At 68.1% G+C, this 17,872-nt stretch carries 15 protein-coding genes and 7 tRNA genes; 7 read left to right on the plus strand and 15 right to left on the minus strand.

Annotated elements, in window-relative coordinates:
• Positions 1–15 precede the first annotated feature (15 nt).
• The gene (locus AC1Q7O_RS05115) at positions 16–711 is read right to left on the minus strand and encodes a PEP-CTERM sorting domain-containing protein (RefSeq protein WP_492658267.1); all 696 of its coding nucleotides are present in this window, start codon (positions 709–711) and stop codon (positions 16–18) included.
• Between the two features lie 404 nt (positions 712–1,115).
• Here AC1Q7O_RS05115 and AC1Q7O_RS05120 point away from each other — a divergent pair, with 404 nt between their 5' ends.
• Both AC1Q7O_RS05120 and AC1Q7O_RS05125 read left to right on the plus strand, forming a co-directional pair.
• Positions 1,116–3,251, plus strand: coding sequence for a DUF1800 domain-containing protein (locus AC1Q7O_RS05120; protein WP_492658266.1), 2,136 nt, complete (start codon positions 1,116–1,118; stop codon positions 3,249–3,251).
• Between the two features lie 12 nt (positions 3,252–3,263).
• Positions 3,264–4,595, plus strand: a complete 1,332-nt coding sequence (locus AC1Q7O_RS05125) for a DUF1501 domain-containing protein (protein WP_492658265.1) — start codon at positions 3,264–3,266, stop codon at positions 4,593–4,595.
• Positions 4,596–4,602: 7 nt separating this feature from the next.
• On the opposite strand, the gene AC1Q7O_RS05130 is transcribed toward AC1Q7O_RS05125, so the two are convergent.
• Complete coding sequence (locus tag AC1Q7O_RS05130) at positions 4,603–6,870, minus strand: Orn/Lys/Arg family decarboxylase (RefSeq protein WP_492658264.1); 2,268 nt, start codon at positions 6,868–6,870, stop codon at positions 4,603–4,605.
• A 121-nt stretch (positions 6,871–6,991) separates the two neighbouring features.
• On the opposite strand from AC1Q7O_RS05130, the gene AC1Q7O_RS05135 reads away from it, so the two are divergent.
• Positions 6,992–7,420 (plus strand): NfeD family protein, encoded by a 429-nt coding sequence (locus tag AC1Q7O_RS05135; protein ID WP_492658263.1) that lies wholly within the window; start codon positions 6,992–6,994, stop codon positions 7,418–7,420.
• Between the two features lie 26 nt (positions 7,421–7,446).
• Positions 7,447–8,364, plus strand: a complete 918-nt coding sequence (locus tag AC1Q7O_RS05140; protein WP_492658262.1) for an SPFH domain-containing protein — start codon at positions 7,447–7,449, stop codon at positions 8,362–8,364.
• 283 nt (positions 8,365–8,647) lie between these two features.
• Here the strand turns inward: AC1Q7O_RS05140 and AC1Q7O_RS05145 are convergent, their stop codons facing one another.
• Positions 8,648–9,352: a helix-turn-helix transcriptional regulator gene (locus AC1Q7O_RS05145; protein WP_492658261.1), complete on the minus strand. Its 705-nt coding sequence runs from the start codon at positions 9,350–9,352 to the stop codon at positions 8,648–8,650.
• A gap of 88 nt (positions 9,353–9,440) precedes the next feature.
• Between AC1Q7O_RS05145 and AC1Q7O_RS05150 the strand changes: the two genes are divergently transcribed.
• The 3 genes from AC1Q7O_RS05150 to AC1Q7O_RS05160 all read left to right on the plus strand — a co-directional run bounded on the left by AC1Q7O_RS05150 (position 9,441) and on the right by AC1Q7O_RS05160 (position 10,370).
• Positions 9,441–9,794: a DUF4902 domain-containing protein gene (locus AC1Q7O_RS05150; RefSeq protein WP_492658260.1), complete on the plus strand. Its 354-nt coding sequence runs from the start codon at positions 9,441–9,443 to the stop codon at positions 9,792–9,794.
• A 54-nt stretch (positions 9,795–9,848) separates the two neighbouring features.
• Positions 9,849–9,938 (plus strand) — tRNA-Ser (locus tag AC1Q7O_RS05155).
• Positions 9,939–10,109: 171 nt separating this feature from the next.
• Positions 10,110–10,370, plus strand: a complete 261-nt coding sequence (locus tag AC1Q7O_RS05160) for a hypothetical protein (RefSeq protein ID WP_492658259.1) — start codon at positions 10,110–10,112, stop codon at positions 10,368–10,370.
• A gap of 86 nt (positions 10,371–10,456) precedes the next feature.
• Here the strand turns inward: AC1Q7O_RS05160 and AC1Q7O_RS05165 are convergent.
• From AC1Q7O_RS05165 to accD, 12 genes are all read right to left on the minus strand, one after another.
• Positions 10,457–10,533: transfer RNA gene (locus tag AC1Q7O_RS05165), tRNA-Asp, on the minus strand.
• 101 nt (positions 10,534–10,634) lie between these two features.
• Positions 10,635–10,710, minus strand: a tRNA-Glu gene (locus tag AC1Q7O_RS05170).
• 49 nt (positions 10,711–10,759) lie between these two features.
• Positions 10,760–10,835 (minus strand) — tRNA-Ala (locus AC1Q7O_RS05175).
• Positions 10,836–10,921: 86 nt separating this feature from the next.
• Positions 10,922–10,998, minus strand: a tRNA-Asp gene (locus AC1Q7O_RS05180).
• A gap of 67 nt (positions 10,999–11,065) precedes the next feature.
• Positions 11,066–11,141, minus strand: a tRNA-Glu gene (locus tag AC1Q7O_RS05185).
• A 47-nt stretch (positions 11,142–11,188) separates the two neighbouring features.
• Positions 11,189–11,264: transfer RNA gene (locus AC1Q7O_RS05190), tRNA-Ala, on the minus strand.
• Between the two features lie 87 nt (positions 11,265–11,351).
• Entirely contained in the window at positions 11,352–12,752 is a 1,401-nt protein-coding gene (gene gltX, locus AC1Q7O_RS05195) for a glutamate--tRNA ligase (RefSeq protein WP_492658258.1), read from the minus strand.
• A gap of 29 nt (positions 12,753–12,781) precedes the next feature.
• Positions 12,782–14,293, minus strand: a complete 1,512-nt coding sequence (gene purF, locus AC1Q7O_RS05200) for an amidophosphoribosyltransferase (protein WP_492658257.1) — start codon at positions 14,291–14,293, stop codon at positions 12,782–12,784.
• A gap of 11 nt (positions 14,294–14,304) precedes the next feature.
• Positions 14,305–14,838, minus strand: a complete 534-nt coding sequence (locus AC1Q7O_RS05205; RefSeq protein ID WP_492658256.1) for a CvpA family protein — start codon at positions 14,836–14,838, stop codon at positions 14,305–14,307.
• A 10-nt stretch (positions 14,839–14,848) separates the two neighbouring features.
• A complete protein-coding gene (locus tag AC1Q7O_RS05210; protein WP_492658255.1) occupies positions 14,849–15,610 on the minus strand; it encodes an SPOR domain-containing protein in 762 nt (253 codons plus the stop codon).
• A gap of 13 nt (positions 15,611–15,623) precedes the next feature.
• A complete protein-coding gene (folC, locus tag AC1Q7O_RS05215; protein WP_492658254.1) occupies positions 15,624–16,934 on the minus strand; it encodes a bifunctional tetrahydrofolate synthase/dihydrofolate synthase in 1,311 nt (436 codons plus the stop codon).
• A 62-nt stretch (positions 16,935–16,996) separates the two neighbouring features.
• Complete coding sequence (accD, locus tag AC1Q7O_RS05220) at positions 16,997–17,869, minus strand: acetyl-CoA carboxylase, carboxyltransferase subunit beta (RefSeq protein WP_492658253.1); 873 nt, start codon at positions 17,867–17,869, stop codon at positions 16,997–16,999.
• Between the last annotated feature and the right edge of the window lie 3 nt (positions 17,870–17,872).

Below are 17,872 nucleotides of genomic sequence, written 5' to 3' on the forward strand. Positions count from 1 at the left end.
CCCGGCGCCCCGCGCTCAGCCGCGGCGCCGGCGCCAGGACGCGAAGCCGGCCGCCGCGAACCCCAGCAGCACCAGCCCGCCGGGTTCGGGCAGCCCGGTGGGGGTGTCGCGCACGAGGATGGAGCCGGCGGCGACCTCGCCGTTGTCGCCCACCTCGCCGATGTAGAGGAACAGCCCGGCCGTCGACGTGGCGGCGGTCAGGTTGAAGTCGATCGTGCCGTTGTCGCCCATGCTGAGGAAGCCGGCGGGCGTGACGGTCGACGACTCGGCGTCGAACAGGCCCAGCGTCGCGACCGCGTCGTCGAGCGTGGCGCCGGAAGCGTCGGTGCCGAAGAGCTTGGGGTCGGTCGGCGCGCGCTGCGCACCCGGCGCGAACAGCGTGCCGGTCGTGAAGTTGAACACCGGCACGGCCACCGCCGTCGCGGCGCAGGCGGCGTCCAGGCAGTCGGTCATCGACAGCTTGATGGCGTCCAGGTCGAAGCCCGAGAACTGGCCGGCCGCGCCGCCCAGCCCGCTGCTGTTGTCGCGGATGCCGATGGACAGGATGGTGGACAGGCCGATGCTGGACAGGTCGGCCTTGTAGACCGCGGTGCCGGCCGCCGTGCCGCCGGTCAGGCCGGTCAGCTTGGTCAGCGCCACCGGCACGGCCGGGGCCGCCGAGGCCAGCGCCAGGGCCGCCGCGGCGACGAGTGCTTTGTAAGTCGATCTCATGGGAATCTCCCAGGCAGTAGTGGACGAACACCCCTGGGCGCATGGCGCATGCCAGCCCGGCCCCCTAGGTCGCGCAAGCGATTGATCCAGCGTCTGTTTTCGGGAATCGCCGGTGGCCCGTGGGCGACGACCATCAGAAATGACCGACCCACTGTCATTTCGACCGACACCCTAGTTCTAGGCATGCGCACCGCCGCATTCGTAACAGGCTCACATCTGGTGACAAGTGCGCGCGCGGGCCCGGAAGCCCCATCAGATCTGACAGAGTGCGTCACGCCGCGACAAATCTCGTCACCCGGGGCGGCCCTGCGATGCCGCAAGCGACGCATCTGGTCAGATCGACGCCGTTTTTTCGCAGGCATGGGCGTTGCAGGCCACAGGCGATCGCCCCACGGAGCCCGCCCATGCCCGCCGCCCAACCGTTACGTCTCGGCCGCCTTGCCGCGCTGACCCTGCTGGGCAGCCTGGGCGCCGGCCCGCTCGCCGCCCAGACCATCACCGTCTACAGCAGCGGCAGCCTGCCCATCGGCAGCAGCCGCCAGCTGACGGCCTATGTGCCGCTGTCGCCGAACACGGTGACCTGGAGCGTCAACGACATCGCCGGCGGCAATGCCGCGCTGGGCACGGTGGACGCGACGGGGCGCTACACGGCGCCCGCCGCGGTGCCGGCGGCCAACAACATCGTCGTGAAGGCGACGAGCACGGCCTACCCGGCCAAGTCCGGCAGCGTCACGCTGGCCGTGACGCAGGTGCAGCCGCGGCTGTGGAGCCTGAGCCCGGCGAGCGTGCAGGCGGGCGCGTTCACGATCCGCCTCAACGGCGCGTCGTTCCCGGTCAACGTGGCCGTGAAGATTGGCGACCTGCAGGCCAGCGTCACGCGGCTGTCGGCCACGCAGCTGCAGGCGTCCGCCGTGGCGCCGGCGACGTGGGTGGGCAAGAGCCAGCCGGTGCAGGTCTGGGCCACGGGGCTGGGCGCCATCGGCTCGGACGTCGTCCAGCTCGCCGTGGCAGCGGCCGCGCCAACGCCCAGCCCGACACCCAGCCCGGCGCCGTCCCCCGCTCCGGCGCCCGCACCAACGCCGGCCCCCTCCCCTGCGCCCGGCCCGGGCCAGGGCACGGCCAACCTGGCCGCGGCGCGCTTCCTGGAGCAGGCCACGTTCGGCCCCAACGCCAGCGCCGTGGCGCGCCTGCAGGCGCTGGGCACCGAGGACTGGCTGAACGAGCAGTTCGCGATGGCCGAGACCGCCATCACCGTGCCCACCGACCGCAGCATGAGCACGGCGCAGTCGCAGATGCTGACGCGGCTGAGCGACGCGCCCGACCAGTTGCGCCAGCGCGTGGCCTATGCGCTGGCGCAGGTGCTGGTCATCTCGGCCAACAAGAACATCTACCCCGATGAGCTGGTGCCGCACCTGCGCACGCTCGGCAAGCACGCGTTCGGCAACTACCGCGCGCTGCTGGAGGAGGTGGCGCGCAGCCCGCAGATGGGCAAGTTCCTGGACCTGGCCAACAGCAACCGGCCGTTGGGCGGCTCGGCGGCCAACGAGAACTTCGCCCGCGAGCTGCTGCAGTTGTTCACCATCGGCCTCGTCAGGCTGAATGCCGACGGCAGCCCGCAGCTGGACCTGGCCGGCCGCCCCGTGCCGACGTATGACCAGGCCGCCGTCCAGCAGGTGGCGCTGGCGCTGACCGGCTGGACCTACGCCGGTGCCGGCAACAACAACTGGGAGAACTTCGGCGGCCCGCTGGTGTCGCGCGAAGTCAACCACGACCCGCGCGCCAAGAGCTTCCTCGGCTGCTCGCTGGCGGCCAGCCAGGGCGTGGAGGCCGACCTGAAGGCGACGCTGGACTGCCTGTTCCAGCATCCCAACACGGCGCCTTTCGTGTCGCTGCGGCTGATCCGCCAACTGGTGAAGAGCAACCCCAGTCCGGCCTATGTGCAACGCGTATCAGCCGTGTTTACGAACAACGGCAGCGGCGTGCGCGGCGACCTGCGCGCCGTCGTGCGGGCCGTGCTGCTCGACCCCGAGGCGCGCAACGACGCGGCGGGCATGAACGACGGCCGGTTGCGCGACCCCGTCCAGCACATCGCCGCCACGCTGCGCGCGCTCAACGGGGGCTTCCAGGCCGGCAACCAGCTCGGCTGGGAGATCGGCCGCACCGGCCAGACGCCGCTGACGCCGCCCTCCGTCTTCGGCCACTACGCGCAGCTGTTCCGGCTGCCACAGACGACGCTGGCCGCACCCGAGTTCCAGATCTACACGCCCACCGAGGCCACGCTGCGCGGCAACTTCCTGTGGGGCCTGCTGACGCAGCCCGGCGCCAACCTGCGCGTCAACCTGCAGCCGTTCACCGCCGCGGCGGGCGACACCACGGCGCTCATCAACGCGGTGGACCAGGCGCTGCTGTGGGGTCGCATGTCGCCCGCGATGCGCCAGAGCCTGGCCAACGCCATCAACGCCCAGCCCGACGCGACGCAGCGCGTGCAGACGGCGCTGTACCTGACGCTGCTGTCCGGCCAGCACGCCATCCAACACTGAAGGGGACGCGCCATGAGCACCCGCAACACCACCCGCCGCGCCCTGCTGCGCGCGGCCTGCGCCCTCACCGCCGCGCCCACCCTGCCCTCGCAGGCACAGGCGGCCGAGGACTACCGCGCCCTCGTCTGCATCTTCCTGGCCGGCGGCTGCGACGGGCACAACGTGCTCGTGCCGCAGGGCGCGGCCGCGTATGCGGCCTACCGGCAGATCCGCGGCGGCCTGGCGCTGCCGGACCAGTCCGCCAGCCTGCTGCCCATCACGACGACCGACGGCGTGGCCTACGCGCTGAACTCGGGGCTGCAGGCCATCCACCCGCTGTGGGCGCAGCGCCGGCTCGGGGCCATCGCCAACGTCGGCCCGCTGCTGGCGCCGACAACGCGCGCGCAGATCGTCAACGGCACGGCCACGCTGCCGGCCAACCTGTTCTCGCACTCGGACCAGATGCAGCTCGCGCAGGCCGGCAACGCCAGCGGCGGCGGCACCGGCTGGGGCGGGCGCGCGGCCGACGCGGTCATCGCGCGCAACGGCGCGTCGCGCTTCCCGGCCGCCGTGTCGATGGCCGGCGGCGCGCTGTTCACGAACGGCGCGCAGGTGCCCAGCGCCAGCCTGGTGCCGGGCTTCAACCTGGACGTCAGCGGCATGAGCACCTGGCCCGCCACCGCCACGGCGGCGCGTGCACAGGCGCTGAACGAGATCCTGGCGCTGGACGGCGGCGTGCGGCTGATCCAGGCCGCCAACCAGGTGCGGCGCGATGCGCTGAGCCTGGGCGCGCTGCTGCGCAGCAGCGGCGCGGGCACGGTCGGCACGGTCTTCCCCGGCACCGACCTCGGCCGTCAGCTGCAGCAGGTGGCCCGCGTCATCGCGCTGCGCGGCAGCGTCGGCGTGCGGCGCCAGGTGTTCTTCGTGCAGTTGGGCGGCTTCGACACGCACAGCGGCCAGAGCTGGCAGCAGTGGGACCTGCTGCGCCAGCTCGGCGACGCGATGGGCGCGTTCTACAACGCGACGGTGGAGCTGGGCGTGGCCCCGCTCGTCACCAGCTTCACGCAGAGCGAGTTCGGGCGCTCGCTGCAGCCCAGCGGCTCGGGCACCGACCACGGCTGGGGCAACCACCACCTCATCCTCGGCGGCGCCGTGAAGGGCGGCCAGGTCTACGGCCGCTTCCCCTACCCCGCGCTAGGCGGCGCGGACGACGCGGGCAGCCGCGGCGCACTCATCCCGAGCACGTCGCTGGAGCAGTTCGGCGCGACGCTGGCGCGCTGGTTCGGCGCCGACGCCGCCGGGCTCGCCACGGCCTTCCCGGCCCTGGGCGCGTTCGCGCCACAGGACCTGGGCTTCATGGCCTGACCGGCCCTCAGGCCTTGACGCAGTCCACGTAGTAGAAGCCGCGGCCGGACTCTTCGTCGATCTCGTGCACGAGGCCGTGCACGTCGGTCGCGAAGCCCGGGAACTTGGCGTTGAAGCTGCGCGTGAACTTCAGGTAGTCGACGATCTTCTTGTTGAAGCGCTCGCCCGGGATCAGCAGCGGGATGCCGGGCGGGTAAGGCGTCAGCAGCGAGGTCGTGATGCGGCCTTCCAGCTCGTCGATGGCGACGCGCTCGGTCTTGCGCTGCGCGATGTGGGCGTAGGCGTCCGTGGGCGTCATGGCCGGCTGCAGGTTGGACAGATACATGTCCGTCGTCAGCCGCGCGATGTCGCCCTCGGCATAGGCTTGGTGGATGCTATGGCAGAGGTCGCGCAGGCCCATGCGCTCGTACTTGGGGTTCTTGGCGCAGAACTCCGGCAGGATGCGCCACAGCGGCGCGTTCTTGTCGTAGTCGTCCTTGAACTGCTGCAGCGCCGTCAGCAGCGTGTTCCAGCGGCCCTTGGTGATGCCGATGGTGAACATGATGAAGAACGAGTAGAGGCCCGTCTTCTCGACGACGACGCCATGCTCGACGAGGAACTTCGTCACCACCGACGCCGGGATGCCGGTGGCGGCGAAGCGCCCTTCCATGTCCAGCCCGGGCGTGATGATGGTGGACTTGATCGGGTCCAGCATGTTGAAGCCCTCGGCCATGTCGCCGAAGCCATGCCAGTCCTCATTGGCGTGCAGCATCCAGTCGGCCGACACCGGCTCGCTGCCCTCTTCCGAGCGCAGATAGTCCGGCCCCCAGACCTTGAACCACCAGTCGTCGCCGTAGTCGCCCTCCACCTTGCGCATCGCGCGGCGGAAGTCCAGCGACTCCTTGATGCTCTCTTCCACCAGCGCGGTGCCGCCGGGCGGCTCCATCATGGCGGCAGCCACGTCGCAGCTCGCGATGATCGAGTACTGCGGGCTGGTGCTGGTGTGCATCAGGTAGGCCTCGTTGAAGAGGTGCTTGTCCAGCTTCACCGACTGCGAGTCCTGCACCAGCACCTGCGAGGCCTGCGAGATGCCAGCCAGCAGCTTGTGCGTGGACTGCGTCGCGTAGACCATGGCCTCCTTGGGGCGCGGGCGGTTCTTGCCCATCGCGTGGAACTGGCCGTAGAAGTCGTGGAAAGCCGCGTGCGGCAGCCAGGCCTCGTCGAAGTGCAGCGTCGGGATGTAGCCGTCGAGCTTCTTCTTGATGGTCTCGGTGTTGTAGAGCACGCCGTCGTAGGTGCTCTGCGTCAGCGTGACGATGGAGGGCTTGACGGTGGCCGGGTCGATGTGCGCCAGCAGCGGGTTGGCGGCGATCTTGGCGCGGATGGCCTCGGGGCTGAACTCGCTCTCGGGGATGGGGCCGATGATGCCGTAGTGGTTGCGCGTCGGCGTCATGAAGACGGGGATGGCGCCGCACATGATGATGGCGTGCAGGTTGCTCTTGTGGCAGTTGCGGTCGATGACGACCACGTCGCCCGGCGCCACCGTGTGGTGCCACACCATCTTGTTGGACGTGGACGTGCCGTTGGTGACGAAGAAGCAGTGGTCGGCATTGAAGATGCGTGCGGCATTCTTCTCGGACGCGGCCACAGGGCCGGTGTGGTCCAGCAGCTGGCCCAGTTCTTCCACGGCATTGCAGACGTCGGCGCGCAGCATGTTCTCGCCGAAGAACTGGTGGAACATCTGGCCCACCGGGCTCTTCAGGAACGCCACGCCGCCGGAGTGGCCGGGGCAGTGCCAGGAGTAGGAACCGTCCTGGGCGTACTCCATCAGCGCCTTGAAGAACGGCGGCGCCAGGCCGTCGAGGTAACTGCGGGCCTCGCGGATGATGTGGCGGGCCACGAACTCCGGCGTGTCCTCGAACATGTGGATGAAGCCGTGCAGTTCACGCAGCACGTCGTTGGGCAAGTGCTGGCTGGTGCGCGTCTCGCCGTAGACGTAGATCGGGATGTCCGGGTTGCGGAAGCGGATCTCGCCGATGAACTTGCGCAGGTTCAGCACGGCCGGGTCGAGGTCGGGGCCGGGCGTGAACTCCTCGTCGTCGATGGACAGGATGAAGGCCGAGGCGCGGCTCTGCTGCTGGGCGAACTGCGACAGGTCGCCGTAGCTCGTCACGCCCAGCACTTCCATGCCCTCTTTCTGGATGGCCTCGGCCAGCGCGCGGATACCCAGGCCCGAGGTGTTCTCGGAGCGGTAGTCCTCGTCAATGATGACGACGGGAAAGTGAAAACGGATCATCGCGGCCTCCAGCGGGCGGGCATCAAAAAACGAAGCGGCGAAGTGTAGGGCCGCAGTGTGTGCCGGCCGTGTCGGTGCGGTCTATAAACTGCCCCGGGCAATACGGACCTTGGGAGGCGACATGGACTGGAACTGGGCCACCGTCTGGTGGATCGTGGCGGGTGTGTTGGTGGCGGCCGAACTGGCCAGCGGCAGCTTCTACCTGCTGATGCTGGCCGTGGGTGCCGCAGCGGGCGCGCTGGCGGCCCACCTGGGCCTCGCGCCGGCCGGGCAGATGCTGGCCGCCGCGCTGCTGGGCGGCGCCGCCGTCATGGCGTGGTACCGGCACCGCAGCCGGGTGCCCAAGGCCGCGCCCGCCGCCAGCAACCCGGACGTCAATCTCGACATCGGCCAGAGCGTGCAGGTCGACCACTGGTCCGGCGGGGGGCTGGCCCAGGTGCACTACCGCGGCGCCGCATGGCAGGCGCGCTTCATCGGCAGCGCGCCGGCACAAGGCGGCCGGCACGTGATCCGCGCGATCGAAGGCAGCTGCCTGCTGCTGGACCGCTGAACCAAACCATCACCCGGAGAGAACCCATGGGATTTCAGATCGCCTTCGTCATCCTCGTCATCGCTGCCATCTTCATCGTCCGCGCCATCAAGGTCGTGCCGCAACAGAACGCCTGGGTCGTGGAGCGCCTGGGCAAGTACCACGGGACGCTGACGCCGGGGCTGAACTTCCTCGTGCCCTTCGTCGACCGGCTGGCCTACAAGCACTCGCTGAAGGAAATTCCCCTCGACGTGCCCAGCCAGGTCTGCATCACCAAGGACAACACGCAGCTGACCGTCGACGGCATCCTCTACTTCCAGGTGACCGACCCGATGCGCGCCAGCTACGGCGCCAGCAACTACGTCGTCGCCATCACGCAGCTGGCGCAGACGACGCTGCGCTCCGTCATCGGCCGCATGGAACTGGACCGCACCTTTGAGGAACGCGATGTCATCAACAGCTCCGTCGTGCAGGCGCTGGACGAGGCGGCGCTGAACTGGGGCGTCAAGGTGCTGCGCTACGAGATCAAGGACCTGACGCCGCCGCCCGCCATCCTGCACTCCATGCAGGCGCAGATCACCGCCGAACGCGAGAAGCGCGCGCTGATCGCCGCGTCGGAAGGCCGGCGCCAGGAGCAGATCAACATCGCCACCGGCGAGCGCGAGGCTGCCATCGCCCGCTCCGAGGGCGAGAAGCAGGCCGACATCAACCAGGCCCAGGGTGAGGCCGCCGCCATCACGGCCGTGGCCGATGCGACGGCCGATGCCATCCGCAAGATCGCGTCCGCCATCCAGCAGCCGGGCGGCGACCAGGCGGTGCAGCTCAAGGTCGCCGAGAAGGCCGTGGACGCCTTCGCCCAGCTCGCGCAGAAGAACAACACGATGATCGTGCCGGGCAACATGAGCGAGGTGGCCGGGCTGATCGGCACGGCCATGGGGCTGGTCAAGGCCGCTGGCAAGACCTGAGGCAAGGCGAAAAAAACCCGCGAGGGCCCGGTGAGGGGCGGTCGCGGGTGCAAGACGTTCGGGGGGCGCCGAACGAAAGCGGTGGAGGAAACGCTTTTCGGTTGACCTCCGGGGTCAGACGATTCAGCCGCCGGTGAACGGGAAGCCCAGCAGCTCGATGATCACGTCCCAGAACGACAGGTTTTGCATTGGCGCCATCCGTGCAGCGGTTGAGATGGCACGCAGTGTGGAGGCCTCGCCCTACCGGGTGAACTACAAACCCTGGTAGTCCCGGCAGCCCCGGTCAGAGCAGCCCCAGCTCCATCGCCTTCATGACGGCCTGCCCCTTGGTGGACACGTCCAGCTGCTGGAACAGGCGCTTCAGGTGGTAGTTCACCGTGTTCTCGCTGATGCCCAGCAGGTTGCCGACGACCCAGGCGCTCTTGCCCTCCTTCGTCAGCCGCAGGATCTCCAGCTGCCGCTGCGGCAGCTGGATCGGGCTGGGCGGCAGCAGGAGCCGGGCGGCAGCCTCCTGCGCATGCACGGCCAGCAATTGCAGGTCCGCCACCATGCGGTTCAGCTGGAGGCTGTCCGTGGGTAGCGCCTGCTCGCGATCCATGCCCAGCAGCAGGCGCTTGTGGCCGGGCATGTGCACTGCCACGGCCACGCCGGTGCGGTAGCCGAACGGCGCCACCATGTCCCACAGGTCGGCGGCACCGGACTTGACGTAGAAGTCCTGGTCGTAGATCAGCGGCGTCCAGCGCTGCATCAGCTGCGTGTGGACCGGGTCGCGCCGGGCGAACGCCGGGTCTCGCGATGCCTGCAGAAACTTCTCCGGCGTGTTGCCCACCGAGAAGTAGTCCGTCTTGCCACTGGCGCCAAGCCGCTCGACCGCCAGCACACCGACGACCAGGCCGAAACCCTGGTCGTGCGCGAAGTCGACGAGGCCCTGCCTGAACGCCGCGAGATCCGGCGCCTGGCTGACTTGTTCGTATCGCTGCAGGTTCATCCTGGCACCAGGCGCTACTAGGGTTGGTAGGCGCGAGGCGCCGGGGACAAACGCAAACTGCAAGTCATGCAGATGACGGGAGACCCGGATGCAGCCGGCAGCATGGCGACTGATGACCTGCGGATGGGTCGTCAAGACTGTAAACGAGTTCGATTTGGCGACCCATGAGCTTCGCCAGGTGGGCCGGCGCGTGCGTGTGGAGCGCAGCCGCGACGGATTGCGCTGCGGCCGGGACGTCTGGTCCACGGCCGACCACCAACCCATCCGGATCGCGTGGGAATGGACGGAGATCCAGCCCGACGTGGTCGCGCTGTTCGACCCGATGAACATCCTGTGCAACGTCGCACTGATCGACGGCGAAGGCCACGCGCTGGCCTATTCGCGACGCATGCTGCATCTGAACAATGTCGTCCACCGGCTGGATTGGCGACTTGCTATCTGAAGGCAGCAAGTTTCTCCGCAGCCGCGCGTAATCGGTTATGATGGTAGGCTTGCAGGAGAGGTGGATGAGCGGTTTAAGTCGCACGCCTGGAAAGCGTGTGTGGGCTAATACCCACCGCGGGTTCGAATCCCGCCCTCTCCGCCAAGCACGATCGGGCCCTCTGGGCCCGTTTTGCTTTCTGCGCCCGATCGACCGCCCGCACCCTGCCGCAGTTCATCCCCGGGAAAGCGCAATTCGTCGCGCCGGACTGGTTTGACGGGTTCGCTTGCTGAACACTGTGCATCACGCCTTGCAATCGCAAGGCCGGAGTTGGAAATGCGACCAAGCAAGGGATGGATAAGTCTGAGCCTCACACTGGGCCTGCTCGCGGGTGGACTGCCCGCCGAGGCCAGTGAAGTGGTCAAACTGGCGCGGCTCGTCGTCGGCGGCAAACGTGCCGCCACCACCGAGAGCGCGCGCACGACGCCGGCGGAACAGCGCCCAACCAACACCGGCAGCCAAGCCCAGGGCAACACCGGGGGCGGCGGCGGAGAAGACACCGGCAATGCGCCGGCGCCGGCACGCGGCGTCTCCTGACGCCAGGCATTTGTCATACGCCCGTTACCGGGCATCCAAAAACAAAATGCGCCGAAACCCGTGAGGGCTTCGGCGCATTGCGATTTTGGCGGAGTGGACGGGGCTCGAACCCGCGACCCCCGGCGTGACAGGCCGGTATTCTAACCAACTGAACTACCACTCCGCGTGGGATGAATTCAATATTGTAATTCAACAATATCTGAGTTTCATCAAACTCTCCCGTCTTGCGACGAGAATCCAAATATTCGCCTTGCGGCAGCAATCTGGCGTCCCCTAGGGGATTCGAACCCCTGTAATCACCGTGAAAGGGTGGTGTCCTAGGCCTCTAGACGAAGGGGACGGAACCTTTCGATTTTAAATCACGCTACCGATCAAACCTGAGTTTGATTTGGTGGAGGTAAGCGGGATCGAACCGCTGACCTCTTGCATGCCATGCAAGCGCTCTCCCAGCTGAGCTATACCCCCGGGTGGAGCGTGATTCAAAATCATCATCAAAAACAAACGGCCAATAAATTGGCCGTTCATTTACCGGGCGAACCCGATGAAAACCTTGGCGGAGTGGACGGGGCTCGAACCCGCGACCCCCGGCGTGACAGGCCGGTATTCTAACCAACTGAACTACCACTCCGCGTGGGATGAATTCGATATTATCGCACAGCTTTCGCTTATTCAATAATACCCAAGCTCATCAAACTTGGCGTCCCCTAGGGGATTCGAACCCCTGTAATCACCGTGAAAGGGTGGTGTCCTAGGCCTCTAGACGAAGGGGACGAATCCTTCATAACTTGAACCGCGCGCCGCCAAACAGGAAACCCGTTTGGTGGAGGTAAGCGGGATCGAACCGCTGACCTCTTGCATGCCATGCAAGCGCTCTCCCAGCTGAGCTATACCCCCGTTGTTTTCGATTCAACCATCAACTTGCGTTGCCGATCTCTTCGTTAACAGCGCTGTTCAAGCGAGACCAAGAGTATATGACGAATTTCAGAGGGATTGCAAGCGTTCGAGAACTTTTTTCTGATCGAACTGTTCGAGCACCGCATCCAGGCTGGGCGTCTGCGCGCGGCCGCACACGATGACGCGCACCGGCACGGCCAGTTGGGGCATCTTCAGGCCGACGGCCGCCAGCGTGTCCTTCAGTGCCTGCTGGATGTTGACCTTGGTCCAGTCGGTCACGCCGGCCAGGCGTTCGGCGAGGGCCGCAACCGCAGGACGGACGGCATCGGTCACATGCGTGGCCAGGTCCTCGGCAGACGGTGCCACCGGCGCAAAGTACATCGCGAGCCAGTCAGCCAGCGCGGCAACAGTTGCGCAACGGTCCTTGAACAGGCCCACCTTGGGCTGCACCTGCGCCACCGTCACGGCGATGCCTTTCGTGGCCAACTGCTCGACCACCAGCGCGGCCAGCCGCCCTTCGTCGATCTGCTTCACGTAGTGCCCGTTGACCCAGTCCAGCTTGGCGGGGTCCCACTGGGCCGGGCTCTTGGACAAGTGCGTGCCGTCGAACCAGCTGACCATCTGCTCGGCCGAGAACAGTTCGTCGTCGCCGTGGCTCCAACCCAGGCGGGCCAGGTAGTTCAGCATGCCTTCCGGCAGGTAGCCGTTGGCCGCGTAGTCCATCACGCTGACGGCGCCCCGGCGCTTGGACAGCTTCAGGCCGTCGTCGCCCAGGATGATGGGCAGGTGGCCGAAGGACGGCAGCGGCGCGCCCAGCGCGTTGAAGATGTTGATCTGCCAGGGCGTGTTGTTGACGTGCTCGTCGCCGCGGAAGACGTGGCTGATGCGCATGTCCCAGTCGTCGACGACGACAGCGAAGTTGTACGTCGGCACGCCGTCGGTGCGAGCAATGATGAGGTCGTCGATCTCGCGGTTGTTGATGGTGATGGGGCCCTTGACGACGTCGTCCCAGGTCACATCGCCCTCGATGGGGTTGGCGAAGCGGATGACCGGCTTCACGCCTTCCGGCGGCGTCGGCAGCACCTTGCCGGGCTCGGGGCGCCAGCGGCGGTCGTACAGCGTCTTCTCGCCGCGAGCCTTCTGGGCCTCGCGCATCTCGGTCAGCTCTTCGGGCGTCGCGTAGCAGCGGTAGGCGCGGCCAGCGGCGATCAGCTGGTCGATGACGGCCTGATAGCGGTCCAGGCGCTGCATCTGGTAGATCGGGCCCTCGTCGTAGCTGAGGCCCAGCCAGTTCATCGCGGCAATGATCTGGTCGACCGAGTCCTGCGTGGAGCGGGCGACGTCGGTGTCCTCGATGCGCAGCACGAATTCACCACCGTGGTGGCGGGCATAGGCCCAGGAGTACAGCGCGGTGCGGGCGGTGCCCAGGTGCAGGAAGCCGGTGGGCGACGGCGCGATGCGCGTGCGGATCTTGTCGAAGGAGCTCATTCGGGACTCGATGTTGTCGGGGTGCGCATTCAGCCTTCGCTACCGCTCTGCAGCGCCAGGCGGCTGCGGGCGGCGGCGTCTTCCTCGTCGCCCTGCGACGCGCGCTGCTCGCGGATCGCAGCGAAGTCGGCCAAGCTGACGTCGCCGGTCACGTAGTGGCCGTCGAAGCAGCTGGCTTCGAAGCCGGCGAGGCCGGGGCGCAGCGCAGCGACGACGCGCTTCATCGCGTCCACGTCCTGGTAGATCAGCGCGTCGGCGCCGATGTACTCGCGGATCTCCTCGATGCTGCGGCCGTGGGCGATGAGTTCCTCCTGCGTCGGCATGTCGATGCCGTACACGTTGGGGAAGCGCACCGGCGGCGCGGCGGAGGCCAGGTAGACCTTGCGGGCGCCGGCGTCGCGGGCCATCTGCACGATCTCCTTGGACGTCGTGCCACGCACGATGGAGTCGTCCACCAGCAGCACGTTGCGGTTCTTGAACTCGACGCCGATGGCGTTGAGCTTCTGACGCACGCTCTTCTTGCGCGCGCCCTGCCCCGGCATGATGAAGGTGCGGCCGACGTAGCGGTTCTTCACGAAGCCTTCGCGGTAGGGCTTGCCGATGCGATGGGCCAGCTGCATGGCCGACGGGCGGCTGCTCTCGGGGATGGGGATGACGACGTCGATCTCGTTGGGCGGCATCGTCGAGATGACGCGCTGTGCCAGCGTCTCGCCCATGTTCAGGCGGGCCTGGTAGACGGAGATGCCGTCCATGACCGAGTCGGGGCGCGCGAGGTAGACGAACTCGAACATGCAGGGGTTCAGCGACGGGCTGTCGTTGCACTGCTCGGTGTGCAGCTTGCCGGTCAGGTCGATGAACAGCGCCTCGCCGGGCGCCAGGTCGCGTTCCAGCTGGTGGCCGGTGCCTTCCAGCGCCACGCTTTCGCTGGCGACCATGAACTCGCCGTTGGCCGAACGGCCGAAGCACAGCGGGCGGATGCCGTAGGGGTCGCGGAAGGCCAGCAGGCCCTGCCCGGCGATCAGCGCGATGACGGCGTAGCTGCCCTTGATGCGCTTTTGCACGGCGCGCACGGCGTTGAAGATTTCCTTGGGCGTCAGCGGCAGGTCGCGCGCGGCCAGCTCCAGCTCGTGGGCCAGCACGTTGATCAGCACCTCGGTGTCGCTCTCGGTGTTGATGTGGCGGCGGTCGACGTCGAACAGCTCGTCCTTCAGCGCATGGGCGTTGGTCAGGTTGCCGTTGTGCACCAGCACGATGCCGAACGGCGCGTTGACGTAGAAGGGCTGGGCCTCTTCCTCGCTGTAGGCGTTACCGGCAGTCGGGTAGCGCACCTGACCCAGGCCGATGTTGCCGGGCAGCGCACGCATGTTGCGGGTGCGGAAGACGTCGCGCACCATGCCGCGGGCCTTGTGCATGAAGCACTTGGGGCCTTGCATCGTGACGATGCCGGCGGCGTCCTGGCCGCGGTGCTGCAGCAGCAGCAGCGCGTCATACAGGAGCTGGTTGACGGGAGAGGCAGCGAGGGTGCCGACGATGCCGCACATGGCGAGGGTCCTTAATCAAGAGCTTCCGCGCCAGATGGGGTCATCGAGCGGGAAACAAAGCGAGCAATGGGTTCGGGCAGCAGCGGCGCGGCGTCGCGCAGCACGCCGGCCAGCACGGGGGCGGCGCGCGAGGCCTGCCAGGTGGTCGATTCGGCCAGCGGCGATGCGCCGATGACCAGCACCAGCAGCAGCGAGATGAACACGCCGCGCAAGGCGCCGAAGCCGGCGCCGCCGAGGCGGTCCACGACAGACAGCGGCGTGGCATGGATCAGCGTCTTGACCAGCCGCGTGGCCAGGCTCCACACGATGAGCACGAAGAAGAACGCAAGGGCCAACGAGACGACGTGCACGACGGCCGGGCCGAACTTGCCTTCGGGCAGCAGATCGGCGATGACGGGCGCCAGTGGCGAGGCAGCGAAATAGGCCACCACCCAGCCGGCCAACGACATCACCTCGAACACCAGGCCGCGCCACAGGCCGATGCCGATCGACAGCAGCAGCAGCGCCGCCAGTGCGAGATCGACCCAGCTGAGTTCGACGTCCATGGGCGTGCCGTCAGAGGGTCAGGATGGCGCCCGGCAGGCCGGCACCCTTGAGCTTGGCGGACGCGCGCTCGGCGTCGTCGCGGCTGGCGAACGGGCCCAGGCGCACGCGGATGCGCTTGCCGTCCGCCGTGTCCACGGCCTGCGCGTAGGTCTTGAGGCCCAGCTTCTCGACCTTGCCGCGCATCTCCTGCGCGGCCTTGTTCTCGCCGTAGGCCCCCACCTGCACGATGTAGCGCGCCGCGGCCGGCTCCTTGCCGTCCAGCAAGGCCTGGGCGCGGGCGCCGTCGTTGGCGGCCTTGGGTTTGTCGGCGGGCTTGTCCGCAGGCTTCTCGGCCAGCTTGACCGGGGGCTTGTCGACCGGCCTGTCGGCGGGCTTCTCGGTCGGCTTTTCAACCGGCTTCTCCAGCGACTTCTCGGCCACCCGGGGCTCCACCGGCAACTCCACGCTGGCGGCCGGGGTCGGCTGCGGCGCGGGTTCGGCCTGGCTCAGCGGCTCGCGCGTCGGCACGACCAGCGGCGGCGCGGACTCCTTGCGCGGGATCTCGATGGGCAGGTCCACGGGGATGGGCCGCGGCTGTGTCTCGAAGATGAGCGGGAAGCCGACCACGCCGGCGGCGACCAGCACCGCGGCGCCGATGAGGCGTCGGCGGGCGCGCACGCGCAGCACCTGCACATCGTCGGCCGCGCTGGCCTTGGCGCCGGACTTGGCCGACTTCTTGGGCGCCGCCGCGGCGGCGGCGTCATCGCGCTTGAGGAAGGAAAACAGGCCCATCGGCGGCGTGGCTTCAGTGGAGAGTGGGGGGCTGGGGTGCGGTGGCACCGGCGGTCACGCGGGGAATGCCCTGCTGGAGCACGCCTCCCACGGTGAAGAAGGAACCGAAGACGAGGATTCTATCGGCCGTGGTCGCGCCAGCCGCCGCGGCATGCAGCGCGTCCAGCGGGCTGGCGTGGGTCTGCGTCTGGACGCCGGGCGGCGTCTTCAGGCCGGCGGCGAGGAAGGCTGTTTCCAGCTGTTCGGCGGAGGCGGCACGCGGGAGGGGCAGATCGGTGAAGTGCCACACGTCCACCAGCGGCGCGATGCGCGCGAGGATGCCGGCCAGGTCCTTGTCCGCCATCGCGCCGAAGACGGCGTGCGTGCGCGGGAAGAAGCCCATCTGGTCGAGGTTCTGCGCCAGCGCGGCGACGGCGTGCGGGTTGTGCGCCACATCCAGCACGACGGCCGGCTGACCGGCCAGCACCTGGAAGCGGCCGGGCAGTTCGACCAGCGCGAGGCCGGTGCGCACGGCCTGGGCGCTGATGGGCAGGCGGTCGGCCAGCGCCTCGAATGCGGCCAGCACGCCGGACGCGTTCAGCAGCTGGTTGACGCCGCGCAGCGCCGGGTAGGACATGCCGGAGAAGCGCTTGCTGCGACCGGCCCACTGCCACTGCGTGCGGTCGCCACTGAAGGTGAAGTCCTTGCCGAGCTGGCGCAGGTCGCAGCCGAGTTCGGCCGCGCGCGCGGCCAGCGATGCTGGCGGCATCGGGTCGCTGATGACGACCGGGCGACCCGGCCGCATGATGCCGGCCTTCTCGCGGCCCACGCTCTCGCGGTCGGGGCCGAGGAACTCGGTGTGGTCCAGGTCGATGCTGGTGATGACGGCGCAGTCGCTGTCGATGACGTTGACGGCATCCAGCCGGCCGCCCAGGCCCACTTCGAGGATGACGAGATCCAGCGGCTCGTGCTGCAGCCGCCGCATGATGGCCAGCGTCGTGAACTCGAAGTAGGTCAGCGTGATGTCGCCACGCGCGGCCTCGACGGCCTCGAAGTGCGGCTCCAGCGACTCGGCTTTAACGGGCTCGCCACCCACGCGGCAGCGCTCCTGGAAGTGCACCAGATGCGGCTTGATGTAGAGGCCCACGCGGTAGCCGGCGTGAAGCGCGATCGACTCCAGCATCGCGCAGGTCGAGCCCTTGCCGTTGGTGCCGGCGACGACGACGGTCGGGCAGTCGAAGGCGATGCCCAGCCGCTCGCGCACGGTGGACACGCGGTCCAGCGTCATGTCGATGGTCTTGGGGTGCAGGCGCTCGCAGTGGGCGAGCCAGTCATCAAGCGTCATGGCGGATCACGGAAAAACAAAAGCCAGGCACAGGGCCTGGCTCGGAACTATCGCGACGTGGTTCAGGCTACCGCGTCGGCGCTCTGGCGCTGCAGCATGGCGAGCTGGCGGGCAATCGTCTCGCGCAGCTGGCGGCGGTCCACGATCATGTCGACGGCGCCCTTCTCCATCAGGAACTCGGCGCGCTGGAAGCCCGGGGGCAGCTTCTCGCGCACGGTGTTCTCGATGACGCGCGGGCCGGCGAAGCCGATCAGCGCCTTGGGTTCGGCCAGCACGATGTCGCCGACGAAGGCGAACGACGCCGACACCCCGCCCATCGTCGGGTCGGTCAGCACGCTGATGTAGGGCAGCTTGGCCTTGGCCAGGCGCGTCAGCGACGCGTTGGTCTTGGCCATCTGCATCAGGCTCAGCAGGCCTTCCTGCATGCGCGCGCCGCCGGTGGCGGTGAAGCAGATGAACGGCGTCTTCTGCTCGATGGCCGTCTCGACGCCGCGCACGAAGCGCTCGCCGACGACGGAGCCCATCGAGCCGCCCATGAAGTCGAACTCGAAGCAGGCCGCGACGACCGGCACGCTCATGACGGCGCCGCCGATGACGACCAGCGCATCGGTCTCGCCGGTGTTCTCCAGCGCTTCCTTCAGGCGGTCGGGGTACTTCTTGCTGTCCTTGAACTTCAGCGCGTCGACCGGCAGCACTTCCTGGCCGATCTCGTAGCGGCCTTCCGCGTCGAGGAAGGCATCCAGCCGGGCGCGCGCCCCGATGCGGTGGTGGAAGCTGCACTTGGGGCAGACGTTGATGTTCTGCTCCAGGTCGGTCTTGTAGAGCACCGTCTCGCAGCTCGGGCACTTGATCCACAGGCCTTCGGGGACCGTGCGGCGGTCGGCCGGGTCGCCTTGCTGGATCTTGGGCGGGAGGAGTTTGTCGAGCCAACTCATGCA

This window comes from Roseateles sp. GW823-FHT07B05 (genome assembly GCF_058794515.1).